We start from the raw sequence: 25,459 nt of genomic DNA, 5'->3' as shown, positions 1-25,459 counted from the left end.
GCAATTAAGGATTATAGTTAAATAACTACTTAGTCAACGAACTGCCTCATCCAACTTTCAATTGCTAAGAGCGCCCAAATAGGATAAGAAGCGTCAATATATCCCTTTTTGTTATCAACAAGAAGTTGCTGGACCGCCTCGTAATCAAATAATCCGCGCTTTTCGATAGATTCATAAGACAAATAATCATCAATAAGCTCGCCTAAATCATTAACTATCCACTGTCGTACGGGCGCCCCAAAACCAGCTTTAGGACGGTAAATTATTTCTTTTGGTAGATACCGTTCCATTACCTTCCGAAGCAAATATTTCGTTGTTGTTCCTTTCAATTTCAGAGCCGGCGGAATTTTTGTACTAAATTCCACTAATTCCTTATCTAGGAAAGGAACCCTGACCTCTACACCTACTGCCATACTCATCTTATCTGTGTAGTTTAGATTATGGTCGGCAAGAAAGTATTTAAGATCCCAATAAAGCATTTTATTGAGATTATTTGTTTCAAGCGGTATATTTTTCAGTGATTCAATTAACTGATTTATAGGAGAATAATTACTAAGATATTGTTTATGTTTATCCGCTACTAAATTATGCAGTATGTGAGTTGGTAGCCAGGAAAAGAAATTAGAATAGCGAACTAACTCTGGCTGGGCAATATCCTGAATCAACTTGCGAATTCGTCGGGTAAGGGGCCTTTTTGTATTAAGCGGGGTAACTAAACGAGCAAGGGAGAGCTTCACTACTTGCGGCAATAAGTGAAAATAGTTTTCATAGTACAAAGCCTGATGACGTCGATATCCCGAAAATATATCATCTCCAGCAGTGCCTCCTAGCAAAACAACATACCCATCCTCACGCGCTTTACGGCAAATATTTAATACATTTAGGGGGGCAGCATCTGCTTGTGGCTCATCAAGATGATAAATCATTTTATCAAAATCTTTGACGATATCCAGTTTAGCATTTACAATTTGCAAATCTGCATTTAAGAATCTGGCTACCTTAACGGCATAAGGTAAATCGTCCGCAAAGCCTTCGAAGTTTTTCCCTCCACTGCCTGTGTCAACCGTGTAACATTGCAGCTTACGCTCTGGATATAAGCGGCGCGCCATGGCTACAATAGCACTAGAGTCTAGGCCTCCTGAGAGAAAAAAACCAACGGGGACATCGGATAACAATTGACGCTCGACGGCTTTCAGTAATTTCTCATCAAGTTCATCTATTAACTCTTCTTCAGATTTAGTACTATAAGAGCCATCAAAGGTTAATTCATAATATTTTGTAATAGAAAAAGTTGACAGATTTCGGACATTAACTTCAATGTAATGGCCAGGCAATAGTTTTTTTACATGCTTAAAGGGTGTCTTTTCACCTGGAGACCATAAAAATTGAATATAGTTAAGAATTGCTTCGTGATCGATAGACTTATCAAAATCAGAAAGCTTTGATAAAGCCTTAACTTCGGAAGAAAAGAAAAGTACTTCCTTATTAAAATAATAATAAAGCGGTTTTATACCAAATTGATCACGGACAATAATAAGATCCTGCGTCTGCTTGTCATAAATTGCCAAAGCAAAAATGCCATTCAGGCGATTAAATAAAGCTTTACCAAACTCAATGTATCCATATAGTATTGTCTCAGTATCGCTAGTAGACCGAAATGAATATTTATCAGTAAGCTCCTCCCTTATGCTTAAATGGTTATATATTTCTCCGTTGAAAATAATAACATATCGCTCATCCTCTGAAAGCATAGGTTGATGTCCATTGGATGAAAGGTCAAGGATAGACAACCGACGATGGCCTAGCTGAAGGTATTTGTCTGTAAAAATTCCCTCATCATCTGGTCCTCTATGTGAAATAGCATGATATGTCTCAATAAGATCATTGTTAGAAGAAACTGCCCCGACTATACCACACATCAAAGTATCAATTAAAGAGCTCTAGATATTCTTTCTCAAAATTTACACTTTTTATGTAATTTTCTGCTACACCAACTGCATTCTTTGAAATTTTCTGATATTCCTCATTAGACACTGTAATGCAAAACTGGACAATATCAATCCATTTCTCTTTTTGACCCAGAGAAATATCCCAACCAGCATTGATCGGAGCGAGGTTTTTCCACTGGGTTTGATCACTAATTAAGACAGGAACACCTGCTGACATAGCCTCAATAATAGCATGTCCAAAATTTTCACCAAATGTCGGCAAGACAAAAAAATCATATTTATGTAAAACTTCATTAATTAGCTCGTGAGCTATGGTACCTTTATAAGTGATTATACATTTAGAGGCTTTCTTTGATATTATTGCCTGACACTCTTTCCAATATGCTTCATCAATAGGTCCAAAAATATCAAAAGTTATAACTCCATTAAAATCATTTTTTAGTAGCTCTAAAAAATAAATCAATCCTTTCTTCTGCGTTATACGGGATATATAAACAAAGCTTACTTGATCACTTCTTTTCTGATAGTACTTTCTGGGTGCCAAAAGGCTAGTAGTATCTGGAGCTAATCTAATATCGCGGTTACCAAAAAGTTGGCTTATAGAAACCTTTTCAACATAATCAGTAGCGTGCCATATGATTTTTTCTAAAATAAACTTTTTAACAAACCATATATAAGGTTTTTTCTTATCTTTTTTAATAGAAAGAGCTCCAGAATGCAGTTCACCTCTAGGAGCTACTATGATTTTATTTCTTAAAAGAAAATTATTTAAAAATAAGTATCTTGTAAACTCAGACATTAAACTATTTGTATAAATAAAATCATATTTAATCGAACAAAGAATTTTGTAAAATCTTGATATTGTTACTGAAGATGGACTTAGATAAAGTATGGTATAGTTGTCTTTTTTTATCCATTCATCAATCTTAATATCTTTAAATGCTTCTTTGTCTCCAGCATCTCTATCTCTTGTAACAATAAAAACATTATAATATTTATTAAGAATTGGAATAAGGCTTTCTATTGATCTAACAGGTCCTCCCGATTTGTATGAAGGTGTAAACCGCTCTATAAAGATCAATATTTTTTTTTTAACGTTTTCCATAACGATCTAACTAAATATAGTTATAAATAGCTGCATATTGTTGAGCAATCGAACTTAATTCAAACCTAATAAGATTACTGTACCCATGTGTTATTAATTTTTCTCTTAAAGAATCATTATTCAAAAGTTCTAGTATAGCCTTTCGAATAGAATTAGGATCAAATGGATCAACAAAATAAGCACCTTCACCAGCAATTTCTATCATTGGGCTTATTTTGCTAGTTATTAATACCCTACCAATAGACTGAGCCTCTAAAATCGGCAACCCAAATCCTTCATAGGTTGAGGCAAATAAAACAATATCTGATTCTATATATTTTTCTATTAAAATAGATTTGTCTATATCAAAAAAATTATCATAGTCTATATGAAATTGATTTAATAATTGCTCTTGAGATCGGCATAATTTGCCGACAATAATAAGTTTACATTTAATACTAGCAATAGCGTGAATAATATTTTCTAAGTTTTTATTAAATCCTGTACCAACTTGAAGTAATATCGGATAAGCTGTATTGAATCCTTTTTCTATTTTATCAAATTCGTTATCTATAGGATTGTATATTATTTTAATTTTATCGGTTATTTTTTCACTTATCTTCAAAAGGTCCTGTTTTGTTTTCTCAGATATAGTAGTTATAACATCAGCTCTAATCATCGGTAGCTTGTACCAAAAGAAATAATACACCCAATATTTTAGCGTATATTTTGATAACCTGTGCAAGAGAACGCAATCATGTATTGTTAATACTACCTTTTTATACTTAGGCAGGCACAAAATTGAATAATGAGCATCACCTGTTATATGAATGATATCACTTTCAACGTTTCTTAGAAAAAAAATATTCTTTAGAACATTAAGTATGCTTGTTGAATGCTGAGGCAATTTCACTTTATCTAATAATAACTCTTGGGTTATTGCGTCAAAAACCTTTTCAATGCTCTTAAAATTAGCTCTATCTTTTCTATATATTAATACCGTCTTTTTCATATTTTTATAGACCTTAGTAACTCTATTGATTTGTATAAAATAAATACAATCAAAGCCGACTTCATAAAGCTATTAAAAACAGTCAAGAAATCAGTTTCTATTCCTACGGCAGTCACCCAGAGTATTGGTAACCATAAAATGATAGTTGGCCTTACCGAATACAATCGCAAACTAAATGAAAATAAATAGTTAAGTAGTAATCCATAGAAAAACATAAAAACACAACCGCCAATACTTGAAAAGTTCACATAAGCCTCTCCTAAAATTCCAATATTGTAGCTATGCTCTTCATGAAGACAATCTCCTAAGAATCGGCAAGTCATATATTCACCCCCTGTTTTTGGCTTATCAACCCAAGCAAACCTAGGAACAAATGTTGATAAAATACTAATTAGAATGGTTTCGCCGTATGCATATGGCTCATTAATGGGCACATATTGTATAGCTCTTGCAACGTATAATCCATTATTAAAACGGTTTACTAACCCATATATATGATCTGGTTCTACAAGTATTTTAGGATTTGCTATACGTTCTGTTACTAACTGATACATATAAGCAGTATCTGCTATTTTTTCAGAGCCTGACCAAGACTTTGCTCTATAATCAGCTTTTAATGACTGTATTAAGGCTATAAAAATTATACCAATACCAAATATAAAATATTTAATTTTGTAGTTAAGATCTGCTCCATAACAAATAATAATAATACCTATCACAAAAACGAAGAGTGGATTACCAAACATTCCAGACCGAACTATATCATATAGTATAAAGGCAACACATATCAAGATTATTGCTTTTTTATAAGTATAATTAGAATAATACGCATAAAATATAGCAGCGTAGTAAGAGAAGGCAATTATCTCTAATATACTTTTAATAGATGATGGAACATAAAGTGCTATGATATGACAGCTTATACCTATAATACATAAATAAGTACTAATAAAGCCTTTATCTTTTAGGTAAGAGCGTAAATCAGATTTTATTTCTTGAAAAGATATTGGTAATGAGTTAAAAGCATTAAGTCTTAAACCGAAAACAAAAGCTACAACTGCAGGCAAGGAATATGAAAGGTAACTTACAGAATCTATAGGCATATAAGTACCCCATAAGGATCCATGATAAGAATTCTCATCAAAAAAATAATAACACAATATTGGAGATATTAGCCAACATAAAAATGCATATATAGCAATTAATTCAAGAATCACAATTTCACGACTAAATTTATTAATAAAGTCACTTATCAAATAAATAAAGATTATAATTGAAAATGACTCAAATAAATTAAAACCGATAAGAAATAATATTACATTAACCAGTAATAAGGCTATAATTTTATAATTTATCATATACAATATATCCAGACATTAAGACGATTAATTGTCGGTTATAGAATTTAAATTATCTAATTTCAATATATTTAAAATTAAACAGATATAAAATCACGCAAAATTGAACAAAATAACCTGCTAAGGTAGCATAAGCAGCTCCTATCATACCAAAGGATGGTACTAACATTATATTAAATGGTAAGTTTATTAAAAAGTTAAAAAGCATTCCATAAAAAATATATTTAGTAGCACCATAAGAATAAAACTTAACTTCCATAAATTGACATGTATGTGAAAAGACATAGGCTAAAGCAATTACAGGAATAATATAAAAAGATTTATTATACAGTTGAGATAGTAGTAAAATACCAATTTGGTTATAGAATATAAATAGAAATATACATAATGGTAATGAAAGAACAAAAAACAATAACATGTACTTATATATAATTACGTTTACCTTACTGGATAATACTTTATCTTTTCTATATTTATAAACGATAGGCATCAAATATTGATTAAAAGGCGCAGCAACAATGGCTATTTTAGCCCCTAGCCCATAACCAGTAGCATAGTATCCTACTTCTGTCTTATTTAAATAATAGTCAATTATATATCTATCCGCATAGTTAACTATCCATCCAAAAATTGTGTAAACCAGTAATGGCCTTACATACTTGTAAAGGCTTTTAAACATAATTATTTTATCTATCTTACTTACTTTACCTAAATTAATATCGCCAAGTAATTTTAATTTATATAAACGAAATAGAACTAATAATGTTAAAATAAAATAAAGAAATATATAATTAGTCCACAGTAAAACTGAGTTTGCAGCAAAAAAAACAATTAAAACATTTAATATAACTAAATTGATAAAGGGATTTATGGCTTGAATAAAAGCAATACTTTTATATTTAAAAGACAAATTTAGATATGAGTTTAAGAACATAAAAGAGCTTTGGCTTATACCACTAAGAACAATCAATACCACATAAAGCCTATGATTAAAACAAAAAGAGTATATTAGAGATGCTATTAAAATAAACAAATATATTTTTAGCAAGAATGTACTATAATAATGTACTACTTTGTCCTGATTGGCAACTTGCAACTCCTTCATATAGCTTTGTATAATTGGATTTATAACGACGCTATAAAAGAGTAACATACCAGTTAATTCAAGATTATATACACCTAGATCATTTGGTAATATATATATAGAAATGAGTTTTCCATACAGTAATGTTAAAAGTGCACTTAAGATATGTCCACTACCTAAAAAACTTATATTCTTCCAGTCACTTAATAAATTTAACTTACTAATAACTTTATTTTTAAAACCCATTTTGAACGTAATACATTATAATATTAAACTTCACCATAATTTTACACAAAAAAGTTTATGAATATTTAATATATTAGAGTAGACTGTTTAATATTGAGCCATAACTTGTTCCATAGTCATCCCAACTATATTCTTTTTGTAAAAGTGAAGCATGTTGCTTTAATTCATTTAAAAGTATTTTATTTTCGTATAGCAAAGTAATATGATCGGATATTGCTCTTGAAGATCTAATTGGAATAATATATCCATTAACACCATTTTTAATAAAATCTCCAGCACCCGTATTATAGGTCGCAATAACTGGAACTCCACAGCCAAGCATTTGCGGAATAACCATAGATAAGCCTTCTTCTATTGACGGCTGTATACCTATATCACATTGCACTATATAGTCAGCTAATTTATAGTGATTAACATGACCAAATATTTTCCAATTGTTTTTAATATTTTTTTCTAAGAAAGGCTCAATTTCTTTGGAAACATTTCCAATAAACCAAACTTCATATTCTGTTTCTTTTAGCGTTAAAAGTTTAATAGCTTCAAATAGATATACTAATCCTTTTCTTATACTAAGAGTGCCCAAATAAAGTATTTTGAATCTTTTATTATTTTTGATATCCAAATTTTCTTTGTTAAAATACAAACTAACCCCATATGGAATATGAATTAACTTTGCTTCTGGTATTGAATTCTCTAAAAATGTTTGCTTTACAAATTGCGAGGGAATAGTAATAAAATCTGCTTCAGAATACTCTGCTTCCTCTTTATCTATTGTTTTTGCATCAATACTGAAATTGAGTCCATAGCGTTTATATTCGTCAATTAGTATTTCATTTTGATATCTTATGTGACTAGATCCTCGTTCTATTATTGTTATTTTATTATCTAGTTTTGCTTGACGTATTGTATTTAGCGACATTCCACTCCAACCAATAATTATTTTATATAAGTCAGGATTCTGCTTTATACTTTTTGCAGCCCATTTGTCAAATTCTTCATTAAGCTCATAATGAGATTTTAAGTTTAATCGTGCTATAATAGCTAAATGAATATTTGTTGATATATTTTTAGGGCAAATTATTTCTTTATCAATACGAGAGACAAAACGTTTCATCAGAGTATTCTTCTGATGTGCATATAAGGTATATAGTTTTGTTAAAATAGCTCTCCTTTCTAACTGTTCGGCTAGATTAAAGGCGTGGAACTTACCTGAACAAGAAACTATAACCATTATATGTTGAGTCTACTTAGTAATTTTTTTGCATTAAGATGCCCAAATTGACACCAATTTATTTACTCTTTCAAGATAGGTATGCTTATTTTTTACTAACTGATAACTTTCCCTAATAATATTATTGGCTGTAGAAGAATTTGTTAGAATCCATTCAATTCGACTCAACAGATTTTCTTTATTGTTGTAGTATAAAACCGACAGTTCGTCTTGAAACTCATCATCAAATTCAGGACAAACGCTTGCTAGTTGCAATCCACTCGAAATTGGTATTTCAAAAAACCGCATATTAGCAGCTGGAAAGCAAGTATTATCAATAATGTTTAGATTTATTTTGCTTTGATTAAGCATTAGCGAGTATTCTTTACCTACAACTTGCCTTTTTTGAATACTTTTTTTTAATACATCGCTCTTATTTCTGTGCCAGTCGCTTCCCAATATTATCATCTTTATATTGGGGAAGTTATTCCCAATATAAGCTAACGTTTCTTCTCGCTCAGGCCTTAATGCACCAATAAATATTAAATCGTTTACTTTTTTTTGAGGTATAGATGATATATTATGTAGCTCTGGGTCCGCAGCAAGTGGTAGCCAGTTCACATTCAAAAAACCTAATTTTTCAAAAATAGGCACTGAATTTTTACTATATGTTGCAACTCCATCGTAAAGTTGTGCTGACTGATGAACATGGGCTTGTAAGTTAGTCAATGGATCCGGCCATATTAAAATAAACTTAGTTTGACATACTGATTTGACAAATGCAAGTGTACTATATAAAACAGGTGCATTGCAGAAAACTAAAACTAAATCTGGTTTTGTCTCTTTAATATAAAGGGCTAACTCACGGTTAACTTTTCGTTGCCAAATATCTACAGGTATAAATTGATTAAATAATGAACCTACTTTTCCAAATTTTATGTAAGGTTGTAAATGATTATAAATATTAAAATATTCTGTTATTACACCAATCTTTGTGAAAGCTCTATAATACGAGGCCTCAAGTGAGTAATTAGCGCTATAACCTACTAATAATACTTTCATAACTCTTATTTTAAGAAGGTATCTTTAATTACAGAGAGGATAGTCCCATAACTATATATACCTACTTTTTTAGAAGATTTATCTCCCATTTCAGATATTTCTTCTGTATTTTTTGATAATAATTTTTCCAAGATTAAGCTCAATTGAACGACATCTCCTGCTTGGTATAAAAAACCATTATGACCTTCTTCTAAAAGATCTTCTGCGCAGCCAACTTGATCAGATAATACAATAGGAAGTTTAAAATTCATTGCCTCATTAGTAGACAGACCCCAAGTTTCTCCAACTCCTGAGCACATTACATAAACATTTGCAATAGAATAAAAATTTGCAATTTCCGACTGATTAATAAAACCTGTTAGATAAACATTTTGCAATTGGTTTTCTTTAATATAGCTTTCTAACTCTTTTCGCATATCTCCTTCCCCCATAAATATCAAGCTAACATTGGAAGGCTTTATCAAATGATAGGCTTTTAATAAATCTATTGGCCGTTTTTTATTAGTATATTTTCCTGAATAAAGGATAACTCGATCATTTAGATTAATACCAAGCCTTCTACGAATTTCGTCTCTTTTAGGATAATTGATTAGGTACTGCTCTCTAAAAAAATCATTATTTACTGCATAAGGCATCCAAATAAGCTTTTGATCTTTGACTCCAAAATATTCGTAGAAGGCCTTATTTTGCTTACCAATATAAAAAAAACGATCAACTAGTGGAAAAAGAACACTCTTAAATATCAATTTTCTTCTTAATCTTGAGAGTTTACTTTTAGACCATTCATGGCATAATGGACTTTCGCCTCGTAAACATACCGTATGGCCAAATACTTTCGAAAAAAAAATAGCTAACCAATTTGTTGCATGTGCCCATCCGTGAATCCATATAACACTTTTTGGCGCTTTCCATAACTGATAGATAATTTCTAAATTCAATAAGCCCCAGAAGGAATATATTGATGGATTGGTAGAATTATTTTTTAAAATTTTATAAGAATATCCATCTAATAGCGATAAGTCCCATTTTACATTTACTCCAAATAATTTATCCAGCTCAGCATTCAAACCATAATTAGAGCAGTAATAAACGTTTAATTTAATAAAGCTATCTTTTGCTATATACTGATATAAAGGGGCAAAGTATTGAATTGGATGACTATTAATAATAATAACATTGATAGGCGCAGGTTCCTTCATAATATAGTAAAATAAGTTATTCCTCCTTATTCTATTTCCTCACCATAAATTTGTTATTTTAGTATACCAAGGTTTTTTACTCTTGGTTACTTTATCCTCTGAATATCCATATTCACTCGTATAAGAATACCCGTAGCCATAGTCTCCACCATAGCCATAATTATATTCGTAATCTTTTTTCGGAATAATTCCATTTATTAATAATCCCATATTATTAAAACGCTTTTCCGAATAATGAGTAGCAATGTTTTTAAGATAAGCCTTTTGCGTATACATATGTCGTATGATATACAACGTCATATTAGAGTATTTAGCTAGTATTAAAGCATCACTTACTAAACCTATAGGAGGAGTATCAGCTATAATAAAGTCAAAACTTTCTTTCAAGTCATTGAACAATCGTTTCATCCTTTCTGTACTGAATAATTCAGAGGGGTTAGGCGGCGTAGGTCCACAAGGAATAAAATATAAATTGGGATATCCTTCAACAGGAAGTACAATTTCGTCTAACGTCGCTTGGTTTGCTAGATAATTAGAAACGCCTTTAGCCGTAGAAATATTCAAATACTTATGCAATTTTGGTTTTCGCAAGTCTAACTCTAACAAAATTACTTTTCGATCAGTAATAGCTAAACTAGCTGCTAGATTAAGAGAAATAAACGATTTCCCTTCACCACTAATACTAGATGTTACTAATATAGTTTGACTACTTTCATTATCAGTATTAAGAAATTGAATGTTAGTTCGTAGAGCACGAATTTGTTCTGAAAGTACAGAACGACTCGTTGCACTTACTTCGAGCGGTGAGCTTACATTAGCTTGCACTACTTCCCCAATAATTGGAACCTTAGTAATCTCTTCTATCTGTCCTTTCCGGGCGATTTTACTATTAAAGAAATCAGTTAACCAGATGAAAAACGTAGGAATTAGAAGGCCTAAAGTAAGCGTAATAAAAAATACAAGTCGACGAATTGGTCTAACTGGTGTTGAATTAGCTTTTGGTGGATCAACTACTCTTAAATCTGACACTGTTGAAGCATAAGACAAAGCAGTCTCTTCCCGTTTTTGCAATAAATATGTATATAACCCGCCCTTTATGCTTTGTTGACGTGAAATATCAAGCAATTTTCTTTCTTTTGTCGGAACAGATCTAATAAAAGCTTCTAATTTCGCATTCGACGATTGAAACTTACGCTGCGCATTTAATAATGCCTTTTTTAACGAAGTTGCATTGTCTGAGATATTTGCTTTAGTAATTCGTAATTGGTTATCAATTGTTTCAACAGCCGAACTTGTCTCAGGCAAAGTTTTAATTATCTTTTCCCTTTGTAACTCTAATTCAACGGCTTGTTTAATCAGGCCTAATAAAGTAGGATCTTCTAACCCAATCGTAGCAGGAACTATACTTCCTTTGGTAGGCTTACTTTGCACATACTTCTCTAATTCCTGTAGAGCACCAAGCTGAATTGCAACCTGATTTAATTGAGTGTCGCTATCTTTTACCTTTTCAAGAAATACTGTTGATTCCGCACTTAGATCTACAATACCCGATGAAGTTTTGTAAGTTTCTATGTTTTGCTCAACATTGGTTAATTCTTTAGCAATAATTTTCAAGCGATCATCAACAAATCGCAATGTATTTGAAGCTACTTTATTCTTATCTTCTAAGGATGCTAAATCATAAAAATGAACGAGCCGATTAAGATAGGCAACCCCCTTTTCGGGCAAAGTTGTTTCCTGAGTTAAGACTAGAATAGATGAGAAACGACGCGGCTGCGAAATTTTCAGACTGGTTACTAAATCATTAACAACATCATCTTTATGATTAATTTTAACCGTAATATTTGGATGGGCAATATTTGCAGACCGCTTTTGGAATTGTAATAAGCCATAGGGAGTTTTTACTACTTTACCATATGGGTAGCTGACACCTTCAAGTACGACCTGGTTTTTATTGATCAAAATCTCGAAAGGCTTTTGAAAAGCTATGTCATTAGCTTTTACTACGTAAATCCGCAAGGCATTATCAATAAAAATCTCTTGATCCCGCAGGCGTCCTTCAACCATATAGCTTACGTCGAATCCTAATTCATCAACCACCTTTTCTGTTAGTGCCCGAGACTTTAAAATTTCCATTTCGTTTTCTACCACCTTTTTTGGAGAAAACATATCCAACTCCTGTAGTATATTTTCTTTTGCTGAACCTGCCTGTTCGTCTTTTATTAAAACGCTAGACTGAACACTATATGTAGGCTGGGTATAGCGTAGATATAGGTAGGCAACTGCAGTACAGACTGCTAATGATATAGCAAACCAATACCAATTCTTATAATAGCGGATTAATAGAAATTTATAGTATTCCTTAACCGCTTCGTTTCCAAAATCAGATGTCTTTGAATTGGCAGAACTCATTAGTTCAACTTATTATAAATTGGTGAAGTATATTATCGCAAAACATTGGCTGTTACAATACCAATCAGCGAGAGACCACTCAAAATAGTTGGTAGCCAAGGAAATAGTTTTCCAGCCAGTAACTTCTTGGATTTCTGCGGCTCGACATAAATCACGTCATTGGGCTTTAAATAATAATATGGCGAGCTAAACAAACTGCGATCGTGCAGGTCTATACGTCCAAATTCCCGCTTCCCGTCAGCTTCACGGATAACCAATACCGATTCGCGCTTGCCATAGATTGTTAAATCGCCAGCCATGCTGATGGCTTCGGGCACCGTCAAACGGCTTCGATGAATATTTAATACAGTTGGCTTATTTACTTCGCCCAAAACAGAAACCTGAAAGTTTAATACTCGTACAGTCACAAAAGGATCACTCAAGTGCTTTCTTAAGGGTTCTTTAATCAATTCGGAAGCCTCCTGCGTGGTCATATTCATCAGCTTTACTTTTCCCAACATCGGAAAATCAATTTGCCCTTCTGTATCCAGTACGTAGCCCGGAATCTGGGTTACTTCTTCGCGGCTACTTCTTACCGCCAATACAGGATTGAAAACTAGATCGGCTTCTTTGTTTAAGCTTGATACCGTAATGCTAATCTCCGTTCCTGGCTGGAGCCGGAAGACCGGAACGTTGACGGACGACTGTACACTGTCTCTCGCCTCAAGTATCTGAAAGTAAGTTACTAAATCTTTACTTTTTTTGCCTTTCTTATCCTGCGCGAAACTTAAACTATAGATGAAGTGACTAAAAAATAGAGCTAAAAATAGAGTCTTCCAAAAGTTCGTATAAATAGACTTCATTGGGTATTTTATTAAACTCGTAAAGTCACGATGCTTCGATCCAAGACAGCTTTTAGGTCATACACAACAGAATGACTGTCTTTTTTTAATTCTAAAATATTCATCTGCTTAAATTCCTGATGCGAAACAGTTACTAGTATCGCGTCATATGAATTTTTGCTTAGCTGGTCACAGAGCGAAATGCCGTATTCATGCATGACCTCGTCCTTAACGGCCCACGGATCATACACATCTACATTAATGCCAAAGTCCTTTAATTCGAAGTAAATATCTGCAACTTTCGTATTTCGAATGTCTGGGCAATTCTCTTTGAATGTAAAGCCTAGTATTAGGACGTTGCTCCCCGCAATAGGTATTGCGTGATGAATCATTCCTTTTACTAGTTTATTGGCAACGAAGTAGGGCATATCGTCGTTGACACGCCTTCCTGATAAAATTACCTGCGGATGATAGCCTAAACTCTGAGCCTTATACGCGAGGTAGTAAGGATCTACGCTGATGCAATGCCCACCTACCAGTCCTGGCTTAAAATTGAGAAAATTCCATTTGGTTCCTGCTGCCTCAAGTACATCCAGCGTATCGATCCCCATCCGATCGAAAATCAAAGCCAGCTCATTTACGAATGATATATTTACGTCGCGCTGCGCGTTTTCGATGGCTTTAGCTGCTTCAGCAACTTTGAGTGATGCCGCCCGGTAAGTACCCGCCTGTATAATAGAGCGGTAGAGCTGGTCTACAAAATCGGCTGCTTCGGGCGTAGAACCCGACGTAATTTTCAAAATTTTCGTAAGTGTGCGCTCTTTGTCGCCCGGATTGATGCGCTCCGGCGAATACCCACAGAAAAAATCAGTATTGTAAGTAAGTCCACTGTATTTTTCCAGTACCGGTACACATTCTTCTTCCGTACAACCAGGATAAACGGTTGACTCATAGACAACAACGCTTCCTTTCGTTAAATACTGGGCAATATTTTGTGAGGCTTTTAAGAGAAAACTCAGATCAGGGCACTTATAACGATCAATTGGAGTCGGTACAGTAACAATAAATACATTACAGCCCGCCAGTGCATCTGACTCATGAGCATAAACAAGCTGTGGGTTGTTGACTAATTCTTCTTGCGAAACTTCACGGGTACGGTCATATCCGCTTATTAACTCTTCAACTCGGCTTTTATCAACATCAAAACCAACGGTTGGATAGATTTTGCCAAACTCAAGTGCCAAAGGAAGCCCCACATACCCTAAACCGATTACTCCGATTCTCAGACTCTCAGAGGCTATAAAAAGAGGCATACTTACTGAACATTACTATGAGATTAAAAGAATTTGAGCAATTTAGAGTCTGAAATGTAATACTTTTTTATCAAATATTCAGACATTGAGCGGTCAATTTATATCCATTTCGTTCAAGAAATGACAAGAATTATACCGCGTTTTCGACACTAAAATAAAAAAAATGCCCGGACAATTACTGTCCGGGCATTTTTCACGTATGTAAGTTATTATTTAACGCTCTTCCCAATAGCGATCAGCGCATCGGCAGATTGAGCACCAATCACTTTTTTGACTACCCGGCCATTGCCATCGATAAAGAACAGTGTCGGGTAGGCCTCTAGTGGATACTGGCGTGCCAGGGCGGGGCCTTCCCCCTGCTCCATGTCCATCTTCACGTTGATAAACCGCTTGTTGAAATAATCCCCAACTTCCTTTTTCGTAAAGACGTGCTTCTGCAAGAGCTTGCAAGGGCCGCACCAGCTTGCGTAGGCATCGAGAAAAATTATTTTATTCTCGGCTTTGGCTTTTTTCAGGATAGCTGCCCATTTCGCATCCGTGAACACGATTCCGGCATCAGCTCCCTCCTTATGTTTTGGTCCCTCTTCGGCACCAGCATTCCATACTAACCCCACTAACAGCAACAGCAAAAGGGGCATCCAACGGGTACTTTGCATAAATCCTTTGATTCGTTTAAGTACATCTATAACGATGAAAAGCAACGATTTCGTTTCCCAACCTACCTAGTTTCCTGAGCAGCGAAAGAAAACTCCTAGTACAAAAATAGCGCTTTAGGCAGAAAAAGAATGCATTTTGAGAGACATGCCCACAAAATTAACGTGCCTTAGAAGCCCTTCCCCAATGAAAAGCGCCTACAACATTAACTTACTAATCAGCACTTTTGCTTTTTTATCTGTTTGTGTTCATAACATTTAGCCTTATTTACGACTTTCTTAGCTATCCGATATTCTACACGCATGACAACTCTCGAAAACGATTTTTTACGCGTACTTGTCCGCCCAAAAGGCGCAGAATTAACCTCTATTTTCCACAAACCGACAAATACCGAACATTTGTGGCAGGCAGACGAAGCCATCTGGGGCTGGCACGCTCCCAACTTATTTCCGGTTGTAGGTGGCTGCCTGGATGACCAGCTTCTTATTGACGAACAGACCTACTCCATGGAGCGTCACGGTTTTGCCCGGAAATCCACGTTCTCGGTCATTGAATCAACCCCGGAAAAAGCAGTTTTCTCGCTTAAAAACAACGCCGATACTGAGTTAGTTTATCCTTATCGCTTCGATTTCCAGGTTGAATACCAGCTCGACGGCCCTGTTCTTACGGTAGTTTACCGAGTTCTTAACGAAGACAACAAGACCATTTACTTTTCGGTTGGCGCGCACCCTGCTTTTGCCGTTCCCTTCTCGCCAAATGAATCTTACGAGGATTATTTGCTGGAGTTTCAAAAGGAAGAGCCTCTAGAAAGACATCTTTTGTCTCCAAAGGGCTATTTCACGGGCGAAACCAGTCCTATTTTAGCAGTTGGCAATCAGCTTCCTTTAACGCGTGATTTATTCGATCAGGATGCACTTGTGTTCAAAAACCTTGATTCGCGGCGGGTTACTATCCGAAGCCGGCATCATGATCACTGCATTACGGTTACTTATCCGCCCTTTCCGTATCTCGGAATCTGGGCTAAACCCGGCGCTCCCTTTGTTTGCATTGAACCCTGGTTAGGTTGTGCAGACTCCGAGGGAATGGCTTTTGATATTAGCCAGAAAGAGGCCATTCAGCACGTAGATGCTGGTGAACTTTTTGAAGCGGGGTTCACCATTGGTATTCAGTAAAGCCTTTGACTGATGCGTGTCCACGCTCTAAAAAAGCACTTAACCGATGTAGTTAAGTGCTTTTTTAGTTTGAATTGTATCCTCCTCTCCGAAAAGATACGAATAGGGCCAGTAGCTCATTTTCTTGGCTTTCATAGCTATCTAGCTTGTTTTGCATATTGATCACTTTTACCAGCAACTCATGACTAATAAACCCGTTAAGGCCAAATTGCATGGTATTCTCGACTATGCCTTCGCCGGTGTCCAACTGACCCTACCCGCAATCCTTGGTATCAATCCAACTGCCGTTAAAACGTACCGAGCCATTGGCTTAGGCTTTTTGACAGCCAATGCTTTGACCGATACGCCCGCAGGTATATATCCTGTCATTTCTTTGCCAACTCATAAAAAGGTGGATGCGGCTTCAATTCTTAGTCAATCACTGCTCACTTTCGCGCCTTTTATCCGGAAAGATCAGACGGCTCTAAACTTTCATTTAGGATTTTTAGGAGCAGCCATTACCAATTACCTCCTAACCGACTACCAAAGCCAGCCAAGAAAGTAACTCAAGTGAAGGCCAGGTTCTCGTTCAGCGCGGGTTCCGATTGTGCGATCAATCAGCGTGCGCGCTGCGTTGAACCGTGCCAATCCGTTAGAAGAACAGTCAGACCTGCCAGCGCAGTGAAGCCAATGTTAAACAGCCGTGCCCGTGGATCTTTGCGAAAGGGTTTTGTGAAGGTCTGTAGCGCAAACTGCCCTACATTAAAAGGGTCGATTTTTCCATGCCTCGGAAAAGGAATCAGCGGTTTTACGGCTGCCGGCTGGTCGGTTAGGGAAACATATACCAGAAGGGCCAGTGCTTCAGCAGTATAGATTTTCTTCACGTCCGGGCTGAAATTCAACACGGTGGGAAAGGTAAGCAAACTACCAACTAGGGCATAGTCGATTAAGCCATGCATTCGGGGCGTAATGAGTTTTGTATTCATAAGTATAAGGGCTTGTCAAACTGCTTTCGCGTAAGTCTTTTACTTATTCGCAAAACTGTGACGCTAGATTATTGTTTGATCGCCAAGCCTTACGGATTTCCGAATCGAAGAAGACCAGCATGGTCGGAAATTCGTCTTAACCGACTTAGAGCGCAGTGTTTTGACATACTGTACAGAAGCACTTTCACAACGTATACGGATAGACCCTAATTCAACAAAATCTTCTTAAAAAAAGGGGTTCCATTACCAGACATAAAGAAAAGAATACCAGCCAAAAGCGACAGGAACGGATTCAATAATCCAAACATGGAGTATATTCCGATTACTGATCCGGCGAATCAGAAAAGCAATCCTACTAGGGCAAGCATAATCGGAATACCGAAAATAAAATTCAGAATAATGTTTCCTCCTTTATTCCCCTGATTCCGTATACCAGCATTATAGAACTCAACGACGCTGCAATCATAAGTAGACTGATCAAATCTCCTTCACCTGTTTCTCATCCAGCACCCATTCCATCTGTTTTCATTAGCCCCGTCTGGATCGGTGAGCCCTTGCTCCTATCCAGCTGCGAGCACGTGTCTTAAGGGCCAGGCCGTATCACGCGCCTGAAATACAAGTTGATCCAATCAGTTATCTTTTGCTACTGAACAATTAGTTATCAGACAGTAAAATTTGAAAATTTGCACCTGAGATGCTTTTGAAGCTCAATCCAGAAAATAAAGATGCTGACTAGTAAACGGTTCTTAATGGGGTAGAATATTTCCTAAAATACAGCTTTCAGGAAAATAGACTAGCAAAAAAAGTGGCCTTAATTCGATAAAATGACAATTTTTTACTAATTTGTTCGCACCTATCCAGATTATGGTGGGACAGAAAAAAAGCCTTACAGCCCGGCTTACTAAGTCCGGGTTTTGTTTTTCAAGCCCTCCCTATTATTCACTTCGCTTTTGGATTAATACGCTGCTTCTTTGTACAAAACCTTACTTTTTTGACCTTTCTCTCAGCGATTTCACCCAAGCTGTACGATAATTTAATTTTTACTGTACGCCATATTATACCAGCTTATTTTCCAGACAATTAATAGACAACCAATATGAATTTATCTTTGCATCTTAATAAAATACCTAATTAGTTGCTTGGCTGGTTAAGTATTTCCTCCTAGTTTTATCCACGAATTAAGGCTTAGCTTTGTCATGCTGGCTGTCATTCCACCGTAAAGTTTAGAGATAGTTTTTTGTCATTTTGGGGCGAATTATCAGAACGACAATTTCAGTTTCTATATAATTACTCACTAGACGTATGAAAAATACATTCATCATCGGTGTTTTCCTGCTTTTTTGGGGATTGACCGCTGCTTATCTCATTCATTTGGATTGGTGGCAGCCTTATCTTTACAGGTCGATCGGTTGGGGCGTAGCCATCATGGTTGGAATGAGTATCAGTGCTTCTGTAGCCATTATTCTGTTAAATCTTACTGATTGGGTTCTTGATAAAATACTAGTTATCGAAACAGATAACAACATCATCACACCCATTAAAAACTAAGCCATTCGCGTCTGTCAAGTGCCTATCCTTAACCGTTGGATGGGCCTTGTTCTTCAGCAACTCTTACAGTCTTCTAAATCTTTCGGGCGAAATAGCATAGGCAAATCGAAGGTGGTGTATTTTTACGCGTTTGTACCTTAACGTATCTTTCGTGTAATCGACCCGCTAATGATCCACCGGTTTCCAATCCAGCTACAAACGGAACGACTTCTCCTTCTACCTCTCAATTATTCGCAACTAGTGAAGTACATGCGTACCGATCGTTACGATCTGGAACGTGAGTTGAAATTAGATCCTCATCCTAGAGATATACCGCCGGCGCTGGCCGAGGCGCTTGAATACGGAATTTTGCCCACTGTTGCGAATGCCACCGAAACAGTCCTCTTCTCTACTTTGTGGACCATCGTGCATAAAGAACAAAATGTAATGATCGGGGATTTGTGCTTCAAAGGCGCCCCGGACGAGAACGGCGAAATTGAAATCGGGTACGGAACCTATCCAGACTTCCAGTGCCAGGGCTACATGACAGAAGCCATTGGCGCCATGATCGAGTGGGCAATGGGTCAGGAGGATGTCCGCGCTATCATTGCCGAAACAGAAAGCCATAACCTGGCTTCCCGGCGAGCCCTGGAAAAAAACAAGTTTAAGTTCTTCAAGCAGGAAAAAGACATGCTTTGGTGGCGGCTGGATTTTCCGCAGCCGCGCTAGAATAAGCTTCCCTGTATTACCTCGGGTCGCAAGGTTGGCTCCTGCAAATGTAAGCCACAAACGGCATTGAGGCGGCGCACCCAATAGCGAATGAGTTCGGGAGCGGTATCATTTTCGCCACCACCGTGCACAAAGAGGTAAGCCGTTTGCAAGCCCTTGCCAAACCATTCAGACAGGCGCTGCACCCAGGCATCCGTCCGTTCATAGTCGCTTGGATGACCTTCATTGGCAATAAATCGCAGAACCAACACTGGACTGCTGAGGCTCATGTGCAACACGTCACGCCGCCCCGCTACATCCGAGATGACAACATCACGCCGCAGAGCATGAAGCCGGTCCAGGGTGCGTTGCCACACCTCGGGCTGGCTAAACCAGTCTTGATGCCGAAACTCTACGGCTACTTTCAGATCATCCGGCAAGCTTTTCAGGTATTTTTCCAGGATAGGCCAACGGTCAGGGCCAAAAGTCGGCGGCAGTTGCAGGAACGTCGTTCCCAGAAATTCCTCCAGGTCCAGCACAGCGTTTACAAAATCTTCGGTCAAGGCTTCGGTAGCAACCAAACCGCGCTCGTGACTAATCGCCTGCGGAAATTTCGGGCAATACACAAAAGGCGGACGCATTGGCGAACCCGTAGCCTCCTGCTTCCAGCGGCTGATCATTGCTGGCGTCGGAATCTGGTAATGCGTTAGATTAAGCTCAATGGTATTGAACTGGCGGGTATAATGGTGCAAAAAATCCTTCTCTTTGGCATTGCTGGGATAGATTTTACCAACATATTGTTTATTGGCCCAAATCGGTCCGCCTATGTAAACTTCTGGATTTTTATTCGGTTCAAGGCTGTCCCAGATGCGCTGGTTGGCCGGATGGTCTGCCGGAAGGGTAAAGTCAACGGCATCAAGATTGGTAGCTTTTCCAAATTCCATAAGGTGTAAAGGTTTGTATTTCTCCTTAAAAACTTTCAAACCCTGCCTTTCGTTTTCGCACGCGTCAGAATTGACTAATTTTGCAGTACTTAATTAGCCTCTGTCTTCTTTGTGGCGCTTTTCAGGGTATGCGGTGATTTCTTGTTGATCGCCAAAATGCTAAAAGTAACGCAAAGCCCACGGAGGAAAACGCACATCGCATGATTTCAAAGACGTATAATCCGAAAGACATTGAAGAAAAGTGGTATCAGTATTGGCTCGAGAACCGCTATTTCCATTCGACACCTGACGATCGTGAGCCCTATACCATTGTCATTCCACCGCCGAATGTGACAGGAGTTTTGCACATGGGTCACATGCTGAATAATACTATTCAGGACATTCTGATCCGTAAGGCTCGTATGGAAGGTAAAAATGCCTGCTGGGTGCCAGGAACCGACCATGCCTCTATTGCCACGGAAACGAAAGTGGTGAACTTGCTGAAAGAGCAAGGCATCGATAAACGCGACATTGGCCGTGAGAAATTTCTGGAACACGCCTGGGAGTGGACCCATAAATACGGTGGTATTATCCTGAAACAGCTCAAAAAACTGGGTGCCTCCTGCGACTGGGAGCGGGAACGGTTTACGATGGAACCAGCGCTGTCTGATGCCGTCATTGATACCTTCGTGGATTTATACAACAAAGGCAAAATCTACCGGGGCGTTCGAATGGTGAACTGGGACCCGCAGGGCCGTACTGCCGTTTCGGACGAAGAGGTAATCATGAAAGAAATCCAGCAGAAGCTGGTATACATTCAGTATCCGATTCAGGGCGAAGAAGGACAGTTTGTTACCATTGCGACGGTTCGGCCCGAGACAATCATGGCCGATTCAGCCATCTGCGTCAATCCGAACGACGAGCGTTATAAGCACCTGCACGGCAAAAAAGCCCTGATTCCGCTGATTAACCGCGCTATTCCCATCATCACGGATGAGTACGTAACCATGGATTTTGGAACGGGCTGTCTGAAAGTAACGCCCGCCCACGATCCGAATGACTACGAGCTAGGCATCAAGCATAATTTGCCGGTTATTGACATTCTGTCGGACGACGGAACGCTGAACGAAAAAGCCCAGATTCTAGTTGGCGTAGACCGCTTTGCCGCCCGGAAGGCGATCATCAAAGAACTGGAAGAGAAAGGCTATCTGGCTAAGACGGAAGAATACAAGTCTAACGTGGGTTACTCCGAGCGGACGAACGCCGTTATCGAGCCAAAACTGTCGTTGCAATGGTTCCTGAAAATGGCGGATATTGCCAAACCCGCCCTGGAAAACGTCATGAACGACACCATCCAGTTGCACCCGGCCAAGTTCAAAAACATGTACCGGTCGTGGATGGAAGCCCCGCACGATTGGTGTATCAGCCGCCAGCTCTGGTGGGGCCACCAGATTCCGGCATTCTACATGCAGGATGGTCGGATCATTGTTGCCCACAACAAACGCGAAGCCCTGCGCATTGCCCGCGATAAATACCAGCTTTTTGCCCTGAGCGAAGCCGATCTGACGCAGGACGAAGACGTATTGGACACCTGGTTTTCGTCGTGGTTGTGGCCGATGTCGGTTTTCATTCCGGGCAAAGATTCCGAGAATCCAAAAGCAGGTCCCGGTGATCTTGACTACTATTACCCAACCAATGACCTGGTTACCGGTTTTGACATCATTTTCTTCTGGGTTGCCCGGATGATTATGGCTGGTTACGAGTTTAAGGGCGAAGCACCGTTCCGCAACGTGTATTTTACTGGAATGGTACGAGATAAGCTGGGCCGTAAAATGTCGAAGCAGTTGGGTAATTCACCCGATCCTATTGACCTGATTGAGCAGTTCGGCGCCGACGGTGTTCGGACGGGAATGCTTTTCAGCTCGCCAGCGGGAAATGATTTGCTTTTCGATGAGAAACTGGTGGAGCAGGGCCGTAATTTCTGTAACAAAATCTGGAACGCCTTCCGATTGGTGAAGGGCTGGCAGATCACGGAGAACACATCGGCTAATAACGAACTAGCCATTCGCTGGTTCGACGCTAAGTTCAACCAGACGGTGGCTGATCTACAAAGCCATTTCAGCAAGTACCGCATGTCGGACGCGCTTCAGACAGTTTATAAACTGATCTGGGATGATTTCTGCTCGCAGTACCTGGAGATGATTAAGCCCGGTTACGAACAGCCCATTGACCGGCAGACCTACGAAGCGACCATCCAGTTTTTTGAGCGGTTGATGTGCCTGGCGCATCCGTTTATGCCGTTTATTACGGAAGAAATCTGGCAGGAAATCCGGGAGCGGCAGAGCGGTGATACGATTTGTCTGGCTACTTACCCGCAGGCAGGTTCAGTTGACAGTTCGCTTTTAGCCGATTTTGAGCTTTTGTTTGACATTGCAACCAGCATCCGAAACATTCGCAATAGCAAGCAAATAAGCCCAAAAACAGAGCTTCCATTGGCTATTAAAACGGAAAATGCCGCACGGTTCCAGCCGTTCGAAAGTCTCATTCGGAAAATGGCAACCGTATCGGAAATCAGCTATGTTTCTGAAAAGGCCAGCGGCGTTTCGTTCGTGATTAAAAGCGACGAGTTTTTTGTTAACATCGTCGGAGAAATCGATGTGGAACAGGAGCGCGCAAACATCCAGAAAGAACTGGAATACATTCAGGGGTTCCTGCTCTCGGTACAGAAAAAGCTCTCTAACGAACGATTTGTGCAAAATGCCAAGCCAGATGTCGTCGAGAAAGAGCGCCAGAAAGTAACCGACGCCGAAGCAAAAATTAAGTCGCTAGAGGCAAGTTTGGCGGCTTTATAACTCGAGTTTATAAAGCCTACCACTTATTGCTTTAGAATAGTTACCTCAACCCGGCGGTTCAATCGCCGGGTTTCTTCTTTCCCGTTATTAGCCAGGGGACGACTTCCACCGTACGCCTGTGTTTTGATGCGGCCTGGCTCAATGCCTTTGTTCACCAGATAACTCTTGGCTGTCTCAACCCGCCGACGTGATAAATCGACGTTCAGTTTCGGATTCCCGATGTTATCGGTATGACCAGCCAGTTCAATTTCCATCGTTGGATGGCGCTTCATCAAGGCCGTCAAGGTGTCCAGCTCCGGGTACGAACTTGCCTGAATCGTCCATTCTGATTGCTGAAAAAGCAAATTAGATAACTGATACGTTTTTCCAGCCTCAACGTTATTTCCGAAATTTTCGGCTTTTTTAGTCACTATTGGCCCTTTAACAGGCGGTGTTTTGGTGAGCATCGAATCGCGCTGGATGGGTTTTGGCTTGGCTGGCGGAACCGCTTTTGGGGTTGTTGCTTTAGAGGGAGCAGCCACTTTTGGCGCAGATGGACGGGCGGCTTTGGGGGCTACTGCCCTGGATCGTGTATCACGCCGCACAAGAGCCGGATCGTCTTTGTCATCATAATACATAACCTTGATGTCGTAGACGTTGTAAGGCCACTGCGAACTTATGCTGGCAGGATCCTTCGGATTGGTGCGGCGGTTTTCGTAGAGCTCGATTCCCTCCTCAATCATATCCACCATTTTGACTTCTTTTGCTGGTCGCTCGAAATGCGCCTCGCAAACAATACGCTTCACGAATGAAAACTCCACGGGACGCGGTTTATCCAAATGTTCTTCGTAAATCTCACCGTCAGCACCAATATTTTTTATAAATAACAAGGCGTATTCCCGCTTGGTCTTCTTATCATACAAGCGCCACGAATTGGCATGACCAGGACCATAAATCGTAGCATGTTGGGCAAAATCGCGATCTTCGGCCACAAAATGAACAATCATTTTATGACGCGTGTATTCAATTTTAGTAATATGCCCCCCGCCACGTGCGTTACGTTGGGGAGGGTTGATTTCCTTTTGAATAATTTTTTGGGCGTAACCGAAACTTAAAAAGCCGGTGAAGAGTCCAATTAATAAGGTTCTAATCAAATAATTCATAGCCTCGCCTATTACTAATAACACAACGAATTAAACGGCAGGGTAGCAAAAACCAGTTACCTTTTCTGTTAATTTTTGTTAACTGGTAACAGAAATCACTGGAATCAAGTTAAAATAACTAATAGTATTTCCTTATAAAATGGTATTTTTCCAGAAATACCAGCTATATCAACCAGATAATAGAGAAGAATGAATAAGTGCGTGTTTTTGGATCGCGATGGTGTTTTGAACGAAGATCGGGTCGATTATGTCTATCGGATCGAAGATTTCATCATTCCAGAGGGAGTTGTGGATGGCTTACGGCTTTTGAAAGAAGCAGGTTATATGCTCATTGTTATAACCAATCAAGCCGGTATTGCCCGGGGGCTTTATTCAAGAGAAGACGTCATGAAATGCCACCAATACTTACAGGATACGTGCCAAAACCTGATTGACGATATTTATTTTTGCCCGCATCATCCCGATTATGATTCCCGCTCGCTGCTGCGCAAACCGGATTCGCTGATGCTGGAGAAAGCCATTGCTAAATATACGATTGACGTTAATCAATCCTGGATGATTGGCGACGCCTTGCGGGATATGGAAGCTGGAAAAAAAGTGGGTGTCCGGACGGTACACATTACGCACGCCCTGCATGAACCACCCGCTGGCGACCAGCAAGCCAAAAACCTACTGGAAGCCTCACGGTATGTAGTTAGTGTCAGTTAAGCAGGCCGAACGCTTGAGCTCGGTGCTTTTTTCAGGGAATTCTGGCCATACGCCGGAC

21 protein-coding genes are annotated in these 25,459 nt (G+C 38.6%); 6 read left to right on the top strand and 15 right to left on the bottom strand.

Annotated features, from left to right (window positions below; translation table 11 throughout):
- Window positions 1–29 precede the first annotated feature (29 nt).
- The 12 genes from asnB to L0Y31_RS06605 form a co-directional block, all read right to left on the bottom strand.
- Window positions 30–1,919: an asparagine synthase (glutamine-hydrolyzing) gene (asnB, locus tag L0Y31_RS06660; RefSeq protein WP_234736341.1), complete on the bottom strand. Its 1,890-nt coding sequence runs from the start codon at window positions 1,917–1,919 to the stop codon at window positions 30–32.
- Window positions 1,920–1,926: 7 nt separating this feature from the next.
- Window positions 1,927–3,054 carry a glycosyltransferase family 4 protein gene (locus L0Y31_RS06655; RefSeq protein ID WP_234736340.1) on the bottom strand — a complete coding sequence of 376 codons (1,128 nt, stop codon included), beginning with the start codon at window positions 3,052–3,054 and terminating at the stop codon, window positions 1,927–1,929.
- A 10-nt stretch (window positions 3,055–3,064) separates the two neighbouring features.
- Entirely contained in the window at window positions 3,065–4,045 is a 981-nt protein-coding gene (locus L0Y31_RS06650; RefSeq protein WP_234736339.1) for a glycosyltransferase family 4 protein, read from the bottom strand.
- On the bottom strand, window positions 4,042–5,403 hold the full coding sequence (locus L0Y31_RS06645; protein WP_234736338.1) for a hypothetical protein: 1,362 nt from the start codon (window positions 5,401–5,403) through the stop codon (window positions 4,042–4,044). The genes L0Y31_RS06650 and L0Y31_RS06645 overlap by 4 nt, the downstream gene beginning before the upstream one ends.
- Window positions 5,404–5,455: 52 nt before the next feature.
- The gene (locus L0Y31_RS06640) at window positions 5,456–6,733 is read right to left on the bottom strand and encodes a lipopolysaccharide biosynthesis protein (protein WP_234736337.1); all 1,278 of its coding nucleotides are present in this window, start codon (window positions 6,731–6,733) and stop codon (window positions 5,456–5,458) included.
- 73 nt (window positions 6,734–6,806) lie between these two features.
- Window positions 6,807–7,847, bottom strand: coding sequence for a glycosyltransferase family 4 protein (locus L0Y31_RS06635; protein WP_234736336.1), 1,041 nt, complete (start codon window positions 7,845–7,847; stop codon window positions 6,807–6,809).
- 150 nt (window positions 7,848–7,997) lie between these two features.
- Window positions 7,998–9,005, bottom strand: a complete 1,008-nt coding sequence (locus tag L0Y31_RS06630) for a CgeB family protein (protein ID WP_234736335.1) — start codon at window positions 9,003–9,005, stop codon at window positions 7,998–8,000.
- Between the two features lie 5 nt (window positions 9,006–9,010).
- Window positions 9,011–10,204: a glycosyltransferase family 4 protein gene (locus L0Y31_RS06625; RefSeq protein ID WP_234736334.1), complete on the bottom strand. Its 1,194-nt coding sequence runs from the start codon at window positions 10,202–10,204 to the stop codon at window positions 9,011–9,013.
- A 39-nt stretch (window positions 10,205–10,243) separates the two neighbouring features.
- Window positions 10,244–12,616, bottom strand: coding sequence for a GumC family protein (locus L0Y31_RS06620; RefSeq protein ID WP_234736333.1), 2,373 nt, complete (start codon window positions 12,614–12,616; stop codon window positions 10,244–10,246).
- A gap of 32 nt (window positions 12,617–12,648) precedes the next feature.
- Window positions 12,649–13,458, bottom strand: coding sequence for a polysaccharide biosynthesis/export family protein (locus L0Y31_RS06615; protein WP_234736332.1), 810 nt, complete (start codon window positions 13,456–13,458; stop codon window positions 12,649–12,651).
- A gap of 11 nt (window positions 13,459–13,469) precedes the next feature.
- Window positions 13,470–14,750 (bottom strand): nucleotide sugar dehydrogenase, encoded by a 1,281-nt coding sequence (locus tag L0Y31_RS06610; RefSeq protein ID WP_234736331.1) that lies wholly within the window; start codon window positions 14,748–14,750, stop codon window positions 13,470–13,472.
- A gap of 209 nt (window positions 14,751–14,959) precedes the next feature.
- On the bottom strand, window positions 14,960–15,406 hold the full coding sequence (locus L0Y31_RS06605) for a thioredoxin family protein (protein WP_234736330.1): 447 nt from the start codon (window positions 15,404–15,406) through the stop codon (window positions 14,960–14,962).
- A gap of 300 nt (window positions 15,407–15,706) precedes the next feature.
- Between L0Y31_RS06605 and L0Y31_RS06600 the strand changes: the two genes are divergently transcribed.
- Both L0Y31_RS06600 and L0Y31_RS06595 read left to right on the top strand, forming a co-directional pair.
- Window positions 15,707–16,576, top strand: coding sequence for an aldose 1-epimerase family protein (locus tag L0Y31_RS06600; RefSeq protein WP_234736329.1), 870 nt, complete (start codon window positions 15,707–15,709; stop codon window positions 16,574–16,576).
- A gap of 181 nt (window positions 16,577–16,757) precedes the next feature.
- On the top strand, window positions 16,758–17,120 hold the full coding sequence (locus tag L0Y31_RS06595) for a hypothetical protein (protein ID WP_234736328.1): 363 nt from the start codon (window positions 16,758–16,760) through the stop codon (window positions 17,118–17,120).
- Window positions 17,121–17,172: 52 nt separating this feature from the next.
- Here the strand turns inward: L0Y31_RS06595 and L0Y31_RS06590 are convergent, their stop codons facing one another.
- Window positions 17,173–17,541 carry a hypothetical protein gene (locus L0Y31_RS06590; protein WP_234736327.1) on the bottom strand — a complete coding sequence of 123 codons (369 nt, stop codon included), beginning with the start codon at window positions 17,539–17,541 and terminating at the stop codon, window positions 17,173–17,175.
- Window positions 17,542–18,843: 1,302 nt separating this feature from the next.
- On the opposite strand from L0Y31_RS06590, the gene L0Y31_RS06585 reads away from it, so the two are divergent.
- Together L0Y31_RS06585 and L0Y31_RS06580 are read left to right on the top strand one after the other, a co-directional pair.
- Window positions 18,844–19,089 (top strand): hypothetical protein, encoded by a 246-nt coding sequence (locus L0Y31_RS06585; protein WP_234736326.1) that lies wholly within the window; start codon window positions 18,844–18,846, stop codon window positions 19,087–19,089.
- Between the two features lie 249 nt (window positions 19,090–19,338).
- Window positions 19,339–19,797, top strand: a complete 459-nt coding sequence (locus L0Y31_RS06580) for a GNAT family N-acetyltransferase (RefSeq protein WP_234736325.1) — start codon at window positions 19,339–19,341, stop codon at window positions 19,795–19,797.
- Here the strand turns inward: L0Y31_RS06580 and L0Y31_RS06575 are convergent.
- Window positions 19,794–20,720: a DUF72 domain-containing protein gene (locus L0Y31_RS06575; protein ID WP_234736324.1), complete on the bottom strand. Its 927-nt coding sequence runs from the start codon at window positions 20,718–20,720 to the stop codon at window positions 19,794–19,796. The two genes, L0Y31_RS06580 and L0Y31_RS06575, sit on opposite strands and share 4 nt — an antisense overlap.
- Before the next feature lie 200 nt (window positions 20,721–20,920).
- Here L0Y31_RS06575 and L0Y31_RS06570 point away from each other — a divergent pair, with 200 nt between their 5' ends.
- Entirely contained in the window at window positions 20,921–23,551 is a 2,631-nt protein-coding gene (locus L0Y31_RS06570) for a valine--tRNA ligase (protein ID WP_234736323.1), read from the top strand.
- A 23-nt stretch (window positions 23,552–23,574) separates the two neighbouring features.
- Here L0Y31_RS06570 and L0Y31_RS06565 read toward each other — a convergent pair whose 3' ends face one another.
- Window positions 23,575–24,537: an OmpA family protein gene (locus L0Y31_RS06565; protein WP_234736322.1), complete on the bottom strand. Its 963-nt coding sequence runs from the start codon at window positions 24,535–24,537 to the stop codon at window positions 23,575–23,577.
- A 345-nt stretch (window positions 24,538–24,882) separates the two neighbouring features.
- On the opposite strand from L0Y31_RS06565, the gene L0Y31_RS06560 reads away from it, so the two are divergent.
- Window positions 24,883–25,401, top strand: a complete 519-nt coding sequence (locus L0Y31_RS06560) for a D-glycero-alpha-D-manno-heptose-1,7-bisphosphate 7-phosphatase (RefSeq protein ID WP_234736321.1) — start codon at window positions 24,883–24,885, stop codon at window positions 25,399–25,401.
- The last annotated feature ends 58 nt before the right edge of the window (window positions 25,402–25,459 follow it).

It is taken from the genome of Tellurirhabdus bombi (assembly GCF_021484805.1).
GTDB lineage: Bacteria > Bacteroidota > Bacteroidia > Cytophagales > Spirosomataceae > Tellurirhabdus > Tellurirhabdus bombi.
The sequence above is the reverse complement of the archived record's forward strand: the minus strand, read 5'-3'. Positions and strand labels throughout refer to the sequence as shown.